Raw genomic sequence first — 14124 nt, 5'->3', positions numbered from 1 at the left:
CCGGCGGGGCGGGGAGAGGCCGGGGCCGTTGCCCCCGGGGCGACGGCCCGCCAGGGCACGCGGGGTCAGGCGGCCCGCACCGGCGCGGCGGCGGGACGGGCGAGACGGGCCAGCGCCAGGGGCTCGAAGATGCCCATCAGCACCGGATCCACCGCCCGCACCGCCGCCGGCGCCGGCGCCGCGGGAACGGGCGTGCGCAGCAGCGCGAGGTAGAGCTCCTGGGTCTCGGCGGCCGGGTCGATGCCCAGCTCCTCCGCCAGCACCCGCCGCAGCTGCTGGTAACAGCGCAGCGCCTCCGCCCGGTTGCCGGAAGCGGCCAGCGCCTCCATCCGGCAGCGGTAGGCGCTCTCCCGGAACGGCGCGCGGCGCACCGCCTCGTCCGCCCAGCGCAGCGCGTGGTGCTCCTCACCCAGGGCGGAGGCCCCCAGGCTCGCCGTCTCCAGGGCACTGATCCGCAGTTCCTCGACGTGCTCGCGCACCCCCTGCGCCCACTCGCCCTCGTGGTCGGGCAGGAACGCCCCGCGCAGGTTCGCCAGCGCGCCCGCGGCCAGCTGCTGGGCGACCGCGTGAGCGCCGCCGGCCAGCGCCTCGCCGGCCTCGCCGACCGCGGACGCCGCCGCCTCCAGGTCCACGGCCGCGTCCGCGGGCAGCCGCAGCACGTACCGCCCGCCCTGGGCGATCAGCGGCGTCGCCCCGGGCCCCTGGCCGGGGGCGGTGACGAAGGCCCGCACCCGGGAGACCACGCTGCGCAGCGCGGAGGCCCAGGTGTCGGGCAGGCCGTCGGGCCAGATGGTGTCGGCCAGCTGGTCGCGGCTGGTGCCGCTGGAGCGCTCCAGCACCAGGCGGGCGAACGCCACCTGGGCCTGGGCGCTGGACAGGTGCTGCGGGGCGCCGTCCTCGTGCTCGACCGCCACCAGGCCGGTGAGGCGGATCAGCATGCGTCCGCCCCCGATCTGCCCGACGGGCCGTCTTCCCTGAAGCCTTTCAACACAAGCTCCAACCCCCTTGAGCCAAAGCGGAAGTGACGGCCCGTACCAGGCCGTCGGCGTGGGAAACCGCGGATCGGAACAATTGAGCCGCCGACCAGCCGTTCGGTTTCGGCGGATTTCGACCATACATTCGCCGCGTCGAACGATGTCAACACCGGTAACGGAAACATACCCACCGGCCGGTAGATGCGTCGTGGACGCAACGTTTCCGCACGTCAGAGCGGACCCGCAGGCCAGGAAAGCGCCTATTGCGGACGCCTTGCGCATCCTGCCGTAGAAATGTAGCCATCCTTGAGCACCCCGCGTGAAGGCTTCGAGAAAACACCCCCGCCCACCGCCCGGAACCGCCCCGCACCGCGAATGCCCGGGAAACCGCCGGAAGCAAACCGGACGGAAACCGGAAACGAACCGGAACACGCCGGAAAGCCGGCAGCCCGCGAAAACCGCGAACGCCGTGCAATCCGTGAACACCGTGCAATCCGTGAACGCCGCGAAGACCGTGAACACCGTGACGCCGTGAAGGAGAAACGCCCGTGAACGCCACCGGAGCATGGGACCGCCTGGAACCCAGACTGGCCGCGACGAACGCCCGCGTGGCCCAACTGGAATCCGACCCCTCCCGGCGCAACAGCTTCGTCGCCTACACGATGGAACGCGACAGCGCCTACTGCGACCTCGACGGCGAACGCCTCCTCATGATGTCCGGCTACAGCTACCTCGGACTGGCCGGCGACGAACGCGTCGTCGCCGCCGCCAAGGCCGCCGTCGACGTCTACGGCACCGGCAACCACGGCGTACGGGCCCTGGCCGGCACCATCCCGCTGCACGAGGAACTCGAAGCCGAGGTCGCCCGCTTCGCCCGCCGCGAACGCGCCCTGGTCTTCGGCTCCGGCTACGCCGCCAACGTCGGCACCGTCGGCGCCCTCGTCGGCGCCGGCGACACCGTCCTGATCGACAAGTACGACCACGCCTCCATCGTCGACGGCTGCCGCCTCTCCGGTGCCACCGTCACCCGCTTCCGCCACAACGACGTCGACCACCTCGAACGCCGCCTGAAGGCCGCCGCCCCCACCGGCGTACGCCTGGTCATCGTCGACAGCGTCTACTCCATGGACGGCGACATCGCCCCGCTGCCCGAACTGCGCGAGGTCTGCGACCGCCACGACGCCCTGCTCATGGTCGACGAAGCCCACGCCCTCGGCGTCATCGGCAGGACCGGCGGCGGCATCGAGGAACACTTCGACCACAAGGTCCGCGTCGACATCAAACTCGGCACCCTCTCCAAGGCCATCCCCTCCATGGGCGGCTGGATCGCCGGCAGCCACGACCTCATCGGCCACCTGCGCTACGCCGCCCGCCCCTTCCTGTTCTCCGCCGCCCTCGGCCCCGCCCAGACCGGCGCCGCCCTGGAATCCCTGCGCATCCTGCGCCGCGAACCCGAACGCGTCACCCACACCCAGACCCAGGCCGAACGCCTGCGCCGACGCCTCAACGACGCCGGCCTGTCCACCATGGACTCCTCCACCGCCGTCCTGCCCGTCATCGCCGGCACCGACGACGCCGCCTACGACTACGCCACCGCCTGCCGCAAGGCCGGCGTCATCGGCCTGCCCGTCGTCACCCCCGCCGTCCCCAACGACCTCGCCCGGCTGCGCATCGCCGTCACCGCCCGCCACACCGCCGCCGACATCGACTTCGCCGCCGAGGCGTTCCTGACCGCCGCCGCCCGGACCGGCCTCATCTGACCCCCACCCGCCCCACCCACCGCCACCGCCGGGCCGCCGCACCACGCGCAGAGGAGACGAAGCCATGGCCCCCCACCACCGGCCGCCGATCGCCGTCACCGGCCTCGGCGTGGTCAGCCCCGCCGGGCACACCCCCGAGCACCTCTGGCGCACCGTCGCCTCCGGACACTCCACCGCCACCGCCCTGACCGACCCCGCCCTCGCCCGCCACCGCGTACGCCTGGGCTGCCGCGTCACCGACCTGCCCGGCCACGACCTCGTCCCCGCCAAGGACGCCCGCCGCCTCGACCCCTTCGCCCACTACGGCACCCTCGCCGCCCTGGCCGCCCACACCGACGCCGGACACCCCCGGCCCGAACCGGGACGCAGCGCCATCGTCGTGGGCACCGCGGTGGGCGGCCGCACCACCAGCGACCGCGAATCCGCGCTCTACACCGAACACGGCCCACTGCGGGTCTCCCCGCTGATGCCACTGGTCACCATGCCCAACGCCGCCGCCGCCCAGATCGCCATGCGCCTGGCCTGGAGCGGACCCGCGCTGACCATCGCCACCACCTGCGCCTCCGGCGCCGACGCGATCGGCCACGCCGCCCTCCTCCTGGCCTCGGACCGGGCGGACGTCGTGATCGCCGGCGGCTGCGAGGCGACCCTCACCCCCGTCACCCTCGCCGCCTTCGGCAACCTCGGCGCCCACTCCCTGCGCAACGACGAACCCGCCCGCGCCTCACGCCCGTTCGACACCGACCGGGACGGCTTCGTGATGGGCGAAGGCGCCGGCTTCCTGGTCCTGGAACGCCTCGACGACGCCCGCGCCCGCGGCCGCACCCCGTACGCACTGCTCGCCGGCTACGGCTCCAGCGCCGACGCCTACCACCTGTCCAACCCCCGCCCGGACGGCGCCGGCGCCGTAACCGCCATGCGCACGGCCCTCACCGACGCCGGCCTCACCCCCGCCGACATCGCCCACGTCAACGCCCACGGCACCTCCACCATCCACAACGACCGGGCCGAAGCCGCCGCGCTGCGCACCGTGTTCGGCCCCCACGGGGTGCCGGTCACCTCCACCAAGGGCGCCATCGGCCACCTGATCGGCGCCGCCGGCGCCGTCGAGCTGATCACCGCGATCCAGGCCATGAACGCCCGCACCGTCCCTCCCACCGCCAACCACGAGAAGACCGAAGAGGGCCTGGACCTCGACGTCGTCCACACCGCGCCGCGCCCCGTGCGCGCGGGCGCCGCGCTGTCCAACTCGTTCGGCTTCGGCGGCCACAACACGACCCTGGTGGTGACCCCGCTATGACCGCACCCACGACGACCACACCCACCCCCGCCGCCCCCGCCCCCGGGCCCCTCGCGCGCACCCGGCTGCACGTCACCGGACAGGACCTGGCGGCCTACCGCACCGCGGCCCGCACCCACCTGCCCGCCCCCGCACGGGCCGGGACGAACCCCGCCCACCCCTTCGTCGCCGCCCACGCACTCGCCCGGCACACCGTCACGGCCCTGACCGCCGGCGACCCCGGATTCACCGGCCTGGTCCACCTCGCCCAGGAGATCCACACCCACACCCCCCTCACCGCAGGCCCCGTGGACGTCAGCGTCGACGTCACCGCGGTGCGCCGCGAAGCCCGCGGCACCCGCCTGGCCCTGACCACCCGCCTGGCCGACGCGGCCACCGGCACCCCGATCGCCGACCTCACCGCCGCCGCCCTGCTGCTCGGCGCCACCACCACCCCACCCCACGGCGCCCCCACCCCCACCGCGAACCCCGGCAGCCTCCCCGACGGCGACGCCCACACCGTCACCCACGTGCTGAGCACCGCCGACACCACCGCCTACGCCCACGCCTCCGGCGACCTCAACCCCATCCACCTCGACCACGCCGCCGCCACCGCGGCCGGCTTCGAGGGCACCATCGCCCACGGCATGCACCTCGTCGCCCTGGCCGCCGAGGAGATCACCGACCGCCACGCCGGCGCCGACCCCGCCCGCATCACCGCGCTGGGGGCCCGCTTCGCCGCCCCCACCCGCCCCGGCACCCCGCTGCGCCTGACCCTGCGGTCCTACGACCGGGGCACGGTGGTGCGCTTCACGTTCGCCACCGACGCGGGCACCGCCGTCAAGGCCGGCTGGGCGCGCATCGCACCGGCGGGGGAGTGAGACCCGTGACCACCACCGCCCGCTCCGCCCGCCGCGCCGCGGACACCCCGCCGCCGCTGGCACTGCCCGACGCGTTCACCGCCCACGCCCGCACCCGCCCCCACGCCCCGGCCCTGCTGTGGCACGGACACACCGTCACCTACGGGCGGCTCGCCGAGGCCGCCGAGGCCGAACGCGCCCGCCTGGCCGCCCTCGCGCTGGCACCGGGGGAGCCGGTGGGCCTGGTCGCCGTCAAGTCGCCCGAGGCGATCGCCCTGGTGCTGGCCTGCCTGATGGAGCGCCGCCCCTTCCTGCTGCCCTCCCCGCAGCTGGCCCCCGCCCTGCTGGCCGCCCTGTTCGCCCAGGCCGGCGCCCGCCACCTGCTCGCGCCCCTGGGCCAGGACACCCCCGCCCTGCCCGCCCTGCCCCGCCCGGCCCCCGTGCCGACCCTGGCCGCCGGCACCTCGTTCATGCTCACCACCTCCGGCTCCACCGACCTGCCGAAGATCGTCCCGCTCGCCCAGAGCGCCGTGGACCGCTTCACCGCCTGGGCCCACGACACCTTCGACCTGGGACCGGGGCGCACCGTCGCCGGCTACGCGCCCCTCAACTTCGACCTCGCCCTGCTCGACGTGTGGGCCACCCTCGCCGCCGGCGGCACCTGCCTGCTCATCGACCCCGCCCACGCCCTCGACGCCCGCCACCTGCACGCCCAGCTCACCGCCCACCGCCCCCAGGTCCTCCAGGCCGTCCCCCTCGCCTACGCGCTCCTCGCCCGGGCCGCCGGCACCGGGGTGCTGGACAGCGTCGAGCACGCCGTGTTCACCGGCGACGCCATCGACGCCCGCACCCTCGCCGCCCTGCCCGCCCTGCTGCCGGGCGCGCAGCTCTACAACATCTACGGCTGCACCGAGACCAACGACAGCTTCCTGCACCGCCTGGACCGCCTGGACGCCGCCGCCGCCCTGCCCGTGCCGATCGGCCGGCCCCTGCCCGGCGTACGCACCCTCATCACCACCCCCGACGGCACCCCCCTCCAGGGCGCGGGCAGCGGCGAACTCCACGTCTCCACCCCCTTCCAGGCCGCCGGCTACCTCGACCGCTCCCGCGACACCGGACGCTTCACCACCCGGCCCGACGGCGCCGGCGAAGGACGGCGCTGGTTCCGCACCGGCGACCTCGTCACCCGCGACGAAGCCGGCCGCATCCACCTCACCGGCCGCGCCGACTTCCAGGTCAAGGTCCGCGGCGTCGCCGTCAACACCGCCGAGATCGAACGCGTCCTGCTCACCCACCCCGACGTGTGCGAAGCCGCCGTCGCCGCCCAGAGCGACCCGCTGACCGGCAAACGCCTGCACGCCGCCGTCCGGCGCACCCCCGGCTCCACCCTCAACAGCCTCGTCCTGCGCGAACACCTGGCCCGCAACCTGCCCCGCGCCGCCGTCCCCGAGAAACTCGCCATCCACGACGACCCGCTGCCCAGGACCGCCACCGGCAAGGTCGACCGCAAGGCCGTCCTGCCCACCCCCTGACCGTCACCACCCCTGTCACATCCCCACCGAAGCAAGGGAGTTGCCGCCATGAGCAACATCGCCCGGATCAAGCGGTTCCTCATCGAGGAGTTCCTGCCCGACGTCACCCCCGACCAGCTCGCCGACGACCACGACCTGCTCTCCGACGGCGTCATCGACAGCCTCGGCGTCCTCAAACTGATCGCCTGGGTCGAGGACCACTTCGCCCTGCCCGTCGACGACACCGACCTGGACCCGAACAACTTCCGCTCGGTGGCCGCCATCGACGCCTTCATCACCGAACGCCGCACCGCCGCCACCGCCGCCGCCGGCGCGAGCGTGGGCGGCTGACACGATGCACCCGGCCCTCACCGCGCTCCTCGCCGCCCGACCCGTCGGCCTGGAGGCCTGGCGCTCGTGGTGGGACCAGCTCCAGCACCGCACCCTGGGCCCGGCCGACACCGACCGGGCCCAGGCGGCGGCCCTGCTGGCCGGCCTCACCACCCGCCTGCCCGACCCCGGCACCCTCGCCGCCCTGGTCACCTCCCTCACCGAACGCGCCCCCCACCCCGGCCCCGCCCACCCCGGCAGCGTCAACATCGTCGGCACCGGAGGAGGCCCGGCCACCTTCAACCTCTCCACCGCCGCCGCCCTGACCGCCGCCGCCATGGGCGTCCCCGTCGTCAAGACCGGCTCCCGCGCCCACACCAGCACCGCCGGCTCCGTCGACCTGCTGGAACGCCTCGGCATCACCCTCACCTCCGGCCACGACGCCACCGCCGACCACCTCGCCCGCCACGGCATCGCCTTCGCCGGCCCCCACGTCTACCCACCGGCCCTCACCCGCCTGGCCCGCACCCTCTACCCGCTCACCCTCAAACCCTTCGGCGCCCTCCTCAACACCCTGGGCCCCGTCCTGGCCACCGTCCCCGTCACCGCCCAGCTCACCGGCGTAGCCACCCGGACCGCCCTGGACGCCCTGCGCCCCCTCGCCGCCCAGGTGAGCGGACGCACCCTGTGGCTGGCCCACAACAGCGCCGGCGCCGACGAACTCCTGCCCTTCGCCGACAACACCCTGCACACCCCCGACGGCGACATCCACCTGCCCGCCGGATCCGTCGCCCCCCACACCGGCACCCTCGCCGACCTCGCCCCCCACCCCGACGACCTCACCGGCCACTTCCTCACCGCCCTCGCCGGCCGCGCCGGACCCACCGCCACCCACACCATCGCCCTCAACGCCGCCGCCCTCGCCCTCGCCTCCGGCCGCCACACCCACTGGAAAGACGCCCACACCGCCGCCCTGGACGCCCTCGCCGACGGCGCCCCCCGCGCCCTCGCCGAACGCCTCGCCACCGCCACCCGCACCACCCCGGGCACCCGCACCGCCCCGGGCACCCGCACCGCCCCGGGCACCCGCACCGCCCCGGGCACCCGCCCGGTCCCGCACCCGGAGGCCGCCCGTGCCTGACCCCCTCTTCCCCCCGCACCGCCCCGGCCTCGCCCTCTTCCTCAACGCCGGCGACCCCGCCGGCCGCCTCACCGACCTCGCCCTCATGCTCGACCACCACGACGTCGACGTCCTCGAACTGGCCGTCCCCTTCCCGAACTCACCCACCGACGGCCCCGTCATCCGCCGCTCCGCCACCCGCGCCCTCGACGCCGGCACCACCTGGGACACCGTCCTGGCCGACCTCGCCCGCCTCACCCCCCGACTGCGGCACCTCAACGTCGTCCTGCTCGCCGACTGGAGCCACAGCCTGCGCCACCGCGACCCCACCGAAACCGCCCGCCAGGCCCTCGACGCCGGCGCGAGCGCCCTGCTCGTCCACGCCCTGCCCCCACGCCTGCGCCCCACCTGGAACCAGGCCCTCACCACCACCGGCCTGCCCCAGGTCACCACCTGCTACCCCGCCTCCACCCCCCAGACCCTCCACACCGCCGCCCGCACCGCCCACGGCGCCTACGTCTACCTCGTCGCCCACTACGGCCGCTCCGGCACCACCCCCGCACACGGCCACCACACCCTCACCGCCACCGTCACCGCGCTGCGCACCGCGGCCCCCGCGACCCCGGTCGCCGTCGGCTTCGGCGTCAGGAACGCCGCCGACCTGGACGCGGTGGCCGCCTGCGGCGCGGACGCGGCGATCGTCGGCTCCGCCGCCGTCGCCCGCATCGAACACGCCCTGACCGAAGGCCTCGACCCCGTCGGGGAACTGAGCGCCTTCCTCACCGGCCTCCGCCCCGCCCGCACCGGCCACCCCGGCGCCCGCGGCGGAACCCGCACCACCCCCACCACCCCCGGCACCACGACCCGAGAGGAACAACCGGCATGCTGATCCGCGACATCGACGACGTGAAGACCGTCGAATGGGGCAACGGCCTGTCCCGCCGCTTCCTGGTGGCCAGCGACGGCCTCGGCTACAGCCTCACCGACACCATCGTCAACGCCGGCACCAAGTCCCGCCTGGAGTACCGCAACCACCTGGAGGCGTGCTACTGCATCGCCGGCTCCGGCGAGGTCATCGACATGGACGGCACCACCCACCCCATCACCCCCGGACGCCTGTACGCCCTCGACGAGCACGACGCCCACTACCTGGTCGCCGGCCCCGAGGAGGACCTGCGCCTGGTGTGCGTCTTCTCCCCGGCCCTGCGCGGCGACGAGGTCCACCAGCTCGACGCCCACAACTCCTCCGCCTACTGAGCGCACGGGCCCCACCGGGCCCGCCGCCCAGGGCCCGCCGCCCCCACCACGAAAAGGGGCCCGCCACCCCCTCACCCGCGGGGGCCCGGGCCCCCGTGGGGCGCGACCTTCTGAACCGACGTGTGCCGGCGACCAGAAACCGCCGGCCTGCCACCCCGGGCCCCCGACACCGGGCCCGGGAGGAAGGCGGCACCTTTCATGATCCGCTGGAACGCCGACCAGACGGCCCTGCGCGAAGGCCTGGCCCGCTTCGGCGACGACCTGAGCGCCGGCCACATCGAAGGCGACGAACAAGCCGCCTTCTCCCACGACAAGTGGCGCCTGATCCAGAAGACCGGCATCCTCTCCCTGCCCTTCGAGGAACGCTACGGCGGCCTCGGCCAGTCCCTGCTCACCACCATGTACGTCCTCGAAGGCCTCGGCCACGCCTGCCGCGACGGCGGCCTCAACTTCTCCGTCACCACCTCCATCGCCTCCACCGGCGTCCCCCTCCAGGCCTTCGGCTCACCCGCCCTCAAGGACACCTACCTGCCCCGCATCGCCTCCGGCGAGGCCATCGGCGCCCACGCCATCACCGAGTCCGAGGGCGGCTCCGACGCCATGCAGATGCGCACCCGCGCCGTACGCGACGGCGACCACTTCGTCCTCAACGGCGCCAAGACCTTCGTCTCCAACGGCCCCGTCGCCGACGTCGTCGTCGTCTACGCCCGCACCCACCCCCAGGGCGGCGCCCTGGGCGTCACCGCCTTCCTCCTCGACGCCCACACCCCCGGCCTGAGCACCGGAAACCCCATCAAGAAGATGGGCCTGCGCACCTCCCCGCTCTCCGAGCTCTACCTCGACGACGTCCGGGTGGGCGCCGACCGGGTCCTGGGCCGCGTCGGCGGCGGCTTCCTCGTCCTCGACCACGTCATGAAACGCGAGATCCTCTACTCCTTCATCGTCAACACCGGCGAGATGCAGCACCGCCTCGCCCGCTGCCTCGACTACGCCAAGACCCGCATGTCCTTCGGCAAACCCATCGGCTCCTACCAGTCCGTCGCCAACAAGATCGTCGACACCAAGATCCGCCTGGAAACCGCCCGCAAGTGGCTGTACGACACCGCCCAGCGCCTGGAAGCCGGCGACAACGTCACCGTCGACATGGCCATCGCCAAACTCCTCACCAGCGAATCCAACCTCGCCACCTCGCTCGCCGCCGTCCAGGTCTTCGGCGGCAACGGCTACATGTCCGAGTACGGACTGGAGAAGGACGTACGCAACGCCGTCGCCGGCACCATCTACTCCGGCAGCAACGAGATCCAGTACAACCGCATCGCCGCCATGCTGGGCCTGGGCAAATGACCGCCCCCACCGCCCCGGTCGGCACGACCGGCACGGCCGCGCCCGCCCGCTGGGGCCACCTCAAGGTCTGCGGCGCCCGCAGCCGCACCGACCTCACCCTGCTCGCCGACACCGGCCCCACCCTGGTCGGCCTGTGGCACGGCATCCCCGGCGGCCCCGCCGACCTCGAAGCCGACCGCCTCGCCGACCTCGCCGCCACCGCCATCCGCCTGGGCCTGGAACCCGTCCTCGTCACCTTCCTCGACGACGCCCGCACCATCGCCGCCCTCGCCCGCGCCACCGGCATCCGCTGGATCCAGCTCCACGCCTACCAGAGCCCCGCCCTCGTCGCCGACCTGCGCGACCGGCTGCCCTACGCCGTCCTCGTCAAAGTCCTCCACCTCGCCCGCGGCCGCTGCCTGGAACGCGCCTTCACCGGCGCCTTCGAACGCGCCGGCTGCGACCTGTTCCTCCTGGACACCGTCACCGACGACGGCCGCGTCGGCTCCACCGGCCACCCCCTGGACCCCGCCCACGTCCACGCCCTGCTGCCCCGCCTCACCATCCCCTTCCTCCTCGCCGGCGGCCTCAGCACCACCAACCGCGACACCTACCGCACCGTCACCGACCACCCCCTCTACGCCGGCGCCGACATCGACACCGCCGCCCGCGACCGCACCGGCCGCTTCACCCACGAAGCCGTCACCGCCCTCACCCGCGCCTGGCACCCGCGCCTCCAGGAGACCCCCGCATGAGCACGAACTTCGCCGACGCGCTGCTCGCCGCCCACCGCCCCCTGGTCATGGAGGTCAAACTCCGCGACCCCCACGGCACCGACCTCCTGGGAAAACGCACCGTCACCGACCTCGTCACCCGCTACGAACAGGCCGGCGCCCCCTGCCTGTCCGTGGTCACCGGACGCTGGTTCGGCGGCACCCCCCGCCTGCTGCGCGAGGTCACCGCCGCCACCGGACTGCCCGTCCTCCAGAAGGACTTCCTCACCCGCCCCGCCCAGCTCGAAGCCGCCCGCGCCCTCGGCGCCTCCGCCGTCCTGCTCACCGCCGCCCTGCTGCCCGCCACCTCCCTGGCCCGCCTGGTCACCGCCGCCCTCGACCTGGGCCTGACCCCCTTCGTCGAGATCACCGACGAACACGAACTCGACCCGCTGCCCCGCATCACCGAATGCGTCGTCGCCGTCAACAACAAGGACATCCGCACCCGCGAACGCGACCACGGCGACCTCGGCCGCAGCCTGCGCCTGCTGCCCGCCCTGCGCGCCGCCGGCTGCCGCGCCCCCGTCTCCGCCTCCGCCATCACCGAACCGCACGAGGCCGCCCGCCTGCTCGACGCCGGCTACGCCGGACTGCTCGTCGGCACCTCCCTGATGCGCACCGGCGACCTCGACGCCTGGCTCACCGGCCTGGACACCGCCAGAACAGGGGCCGCCGCGTGAAACCCGCCCTGCGCACCCGCTCCCTGGTCCTGGACGCCGACGGCATCCCGCTGTCCGCCCTGGTCGCCGAACCCGACCACCACACCCCCAAGGCCGTCATCCTCGCCATCCACGGCCGCGGCATGCGCGCCGCCTACTTCGCCGGCCCCGCCCACCCCGACACCAGCCTGCTCACCCTCGCCGCCGAGCTCGGCTACACCGTCCTCGCGATCGACCGCCCCGGCCACGGCGCCTCCGCCCACCGCCTGCCCGCCGGCCAGCTCATCGCCGACCAGGCCGCCACCCTCCACGCCGCCCTCACCGACTACGCCCGCGCCCACCCCACCGGCGCCGGCGTCCAGCTCCTCGCCCACTCCTTCGGCGGCAAGATCGCCCTCCGGCTCGCCGCCCACTGGCCCCACGACCCGCACCTGCCCCTGCTCGGCTGCGACATCTCCGGCCTCGCCCAGCACTACGCCCCCGGCGCCTGGGAACGCCCCGACGACCTCGCCGGCGGCGGCCGCCTCAACTGGGGCCCCCTCGCCCTCTACCCGCCCGGCACCTTCCACGCCGCCCGCACCCTGCTCACCCCCGTGCCCGCCCTCGAATCCCGCGAACTGGCCACCTGGCCCGCCCGCTACAGCGCGCTCGCCGCGCGCGTACGGGTACCGGTGCGCCTGACCCTGGCCGACCACGAGCACTGGTGGCGCCTGGACGACACCTCCCGCGCCGCCCTGACCGCCGCCTTCCCCCCGGGCCTGGCCCGCCTCGCCACCGCCCGCCGCGCCGGCCACAACCTCTCCCTGGGCCACGCCGCCCGCCCCTACCACCTGCGCGCCCTCGCCTTCACCGACGACTGCCTCACCCGCCCCGCCCCCGCCCCCACGGCCCCCGCCCTGGCCGCCGTCTGACCCGGGCACGGCCCACCCGACCACCTGGCGAGGGGTGGTGAGAAGGCCCCGCCGTCCCCCCTGGGCACGGGGGACGGCGGGGCCCGCCCACCCGCCGGCGCCTGCTGTCCACCGTCCCGGCCGCCGCCCGCGCGGGCTTGCGGCACCCGGCGGACGCCGATCCGGACACCGATCCGGACACCGATCCGGACACCGGTGCATACGCGCCGCCGGCCGGGGAACCCGACGGGGCGACCCGGGCCGGCGCCGCTCTCGGCCGGGTCCCCGGGGCCTGAGGGGCCCCGGGCGCCGCCCGCACCCGCCGTTCCGTCCCGGGCGCGGGCGGCGCACCGCGCCCGGGACGCGGGAATCCCGGGCGGCCGGGCGTGGTTCGTGTGCTTCACGGGGTTCACGGGGTTCGGCGCCGGTCACGGTGACAGGCGCCCAGGGGAGGAGCACGGCGTTGAGGATCGGCGACATCGAGGTACTGGCGATCACGGACGGGGCGGGCAGCGAGAGGGCCGCCGAGATCCTCACCCGTCCCGGCGTGGACGACCCGTGGGCCTGCCACCCGCACGAGCGGGAACCGGACGGCAGCCTGACCCTGCCACTGGGCGGCTTCCTGGTACGCAGCGCGGGGCGCACCGTCCTGGTCGACGCCGGGGTCGGACCGTACGACGACGGCCGCTACCGCGGGGGAGCGCTCCTCGACTCGCTCGCCGCGCACGGCATCACCCCCGGGGACGTGACCGACGTGGTCTTCACCCACCTGCACTTCGACCACGTCGGCTGGGCCTCCGTCGACGGCCGGCCGGTCTTCCCGCGCGCCACCTACCGCGCCCACCGCGCCGACTGGGAGCACTTCGTCACCGGCCCGGCCACCACCCCCGGGGCCGTCGCCAAACTCACCCCGGTCGAGGGCCGACTGGAGCCGTTCGACGCCGACTTCACCCTCGCGCCGGGCATCGACGCGCTCCACCTGCCCGGCCACACCCCCGGCACGACCGTGTACGTGCTCTCCTCCGGCGGGCGCCGCGCGCTGCTGCTGGGCGACGTGGTCCACTCGGTGGTCCAGTTCGGCGAACGCGACTGGCAGGTGGTCTGGGACATCGACCCGGCGGCCGCCTCCGCGGTGCGCAACCGCATCGCCGACGAGGCCGCAGGCACCGACGACCTGCTGGTCGCCGCGCACTTGCCCGGCATGCGCTTCGGCCGCATCCTCACCGACGGCGGCGAGCGGCGCTTCGCCGCCGTCTGACCATCCCGCAGCCGGGCCGGTCCGCACCCGGGCCGGCCCGGGGGGGGGGGGGGGGGGGGGAGGGGGGGGGGGGGGGGGGGGGGGGGGGGGGGGGGGGGGGGGGGGGGGGGGGGGGGGGGGGGGGGGGGGG

The 14124-nt window shown here is 75.1% G+C and carries 14 protein-coding genes; 13 read left to right on the top strand and 1 reads right to left on the bottom strand.

Annotated features, from left to right (window positions below):
- Window positions 1-65: 65 nt before the first annotated feature.
- The gene (locus BU198_RS18935) at window positions 66-938 is read right to left on the bottom strand and encodes a bacterial transcriptional activator domain-containing protein (RefSeq protein WP_188298048.1); all 873 of its coding nucleotides are present in this window, start codon (window positions 936-938) and stop codon (window positions 66-68) included.
- A 584-nt stretch (window positions 939-1522) separates the two neighbouring features.
- Here BU198_RS18935 and BU198_RS18930 point away from each other — a divergent pair.
- From BU198_RS18930 to BU198_RS18870, 13 genes are all read left to right on the top strand, one after another.
- Window positions 1523-2734: an aminotransferase class I/II-fold pyridoxal phosphate-dependent enzyme gene (locus BU198_RS18930; RefSeq protein WP_317620191.1), complete on the top strand. Its 1212-nt coding sequence runs from the start codon at window positions 1523-1525 to the stop codon at window positions 2732-2734.
- A 64-nt stretch (window positions 2735-2798) separates the two neighbouring features.
- The gene (locus tag BU198_RS18925) at window positions 2799-4034 is read left to right on the top strand and encodes a beta-ketoacyl-[acyl-carrier-protein] synthase family protein (protein WP_188298047.1); all 1236 of its coding nucleotides are present in this window, start codon (window positions 2799-2801) and stop codon (window positions 4032-4034) included.
- Window positions 4031-4894 (top strand): MaoC family dehydratase, encoded by an 864-nt coding sequence (locus BU198_RS43360; RefSeq protein WP_188298046.1) that lies wholly within the window; start codon window positions 4031-4033, stop codon window positions 4892-4894. Before BU198_RS18925 ends, BU198_RS43360 begins: the two co-directional genes overlap by 4 nt.
- Window positions 4895-4899: 5 nt before the next feature.
- Window positions 4900-6405, top strand: a complete 1506-nt coding sequence (locus BU198_RS18915; protein WP_317620190.1) for an AMP-binding protein — start codon at window positions 4900-4902, stop codon at window positions 6403-6405.
- Window positions 6406-6453: 48 nt separating this feature from the next.
- Window positions 6454-6735, top strand: coding sequence for an acyl carrier protein (locus BU198_RS18910; RefSeq protein ID WP_188298045.1), 282 nt, complete (start codon window positions 6454-6456; stop codon window positions 6733-6735).
- Between the two features lie 4 nt (window positions 6736-6739).
- Complete coding sequence (locus BU198_RS18905; protein WP_188298044.1) at window positions 6740-7855, top strand: hypothetical protein; 1116 nt, start codon at window positions 6740-6742, stop codon at window positions 7853-7855.
- Window positions 7848-8723 (top strand): tryptophan synthase subunit alpha, encoded by an 876-nt coding sequence (trpA, locus tag BU198_RS18900; RefSeq protein ID WP_188298043.1) that lies wholly within the window; start codon window positions 7848-7850, stop codon window positions 8721-8723. The genes BU198_RS18905 and trpA overlap by 8 nt, the downstream gene beginning before the upstream one ends.
- Complete coding sequence (locus BU198_RS18895; protein WP_188298042.1) at window positions 8717-9091, top strand: ectoine synthase; 375 nt, start codon at window positions 8717-8719, stop codon at window positions 9089-9091. Before trpA ends, BU198_RS18895 begins: the two co-directional genes overlap by 7 nt.
- 198 nt (window positions 9092-9289) lie before the next feature.
- Window positions 9290-10435 (top strand): acyl-CoA dehydrogenase family protein, encoded by a 1146-nt coding sequence (locus BU198_RS18890; protein ID WP_188298041.1) that lies wholly within the window; start codon window positions 9290-9292, stop codon window positions 10433-10435.
- Complete coding sequence (locus BU198_RS18885) at window positions 10432-11169, top strand: phosphoribosylanthranilate isomerase (protein WP_223244613.1); 738 nt, start codon at window positions 10432-10434, stop codon at window positions 11167-11169. Before BU198_RS18890 ends, BU198_RS18885 begins: the two co-directional genes overlap by 4 nt.
- On the top strand, window positions 11166-11867 hold the full coding sequence (locus BU198_RS18880; protein ID WP_188298040.1) for an indole-3-glycerol-phosphate synthase: 702 nt from the start codon (window positions 11166-11168) through the stop codon (window positions 11865-11867). Before BU198_RS18885 ends, BU198_RS18880 begins: the two co-directional genes overlap by 4 nt.
- Window positions 11864-12757: an alpha/beta hydrolase gene (locus BU198_RS18875; protein WP_317620189.1), complete on the top strand. Its 894-nt coding sequence runs from the start codon at window positions 11864-11866 to the stop codon at window positions 12755-12757. Before BU198_RS18880 ends, BU198_RS18875 begins: the two co-directional genes overlap by 4 nt.
- Before the next feature lie 442 nt (window positions 12758-13199).
- Window positions 13200-13994 carry an MBL fold metallo-hydrolase gene (locus BU198_RS18870; RefSeq protein ID WP_188298039.1) on the top strand — a complete coding sequence of 265 codons (795 nt, stop codon included), beginning with the start codon at window positions 13200-13202 and terminating at the stop codon, window positions 13992-13994.
- The last annotated feature ends 130 nt before the right edge of the window (window positions 13995-14124 follow it).

It is taken from the genome of Streptomyces sp. CBMA156, from assembly GCF_014596515.1.
GTDB lineage: Bacteria > Actinomycetota > Actinomycetes > Streptomycetales > Streptomycetaceae > Kitasatospora.
This window is presented reverse-complemented; position numbering and strand designations above follow the sequence as displayed.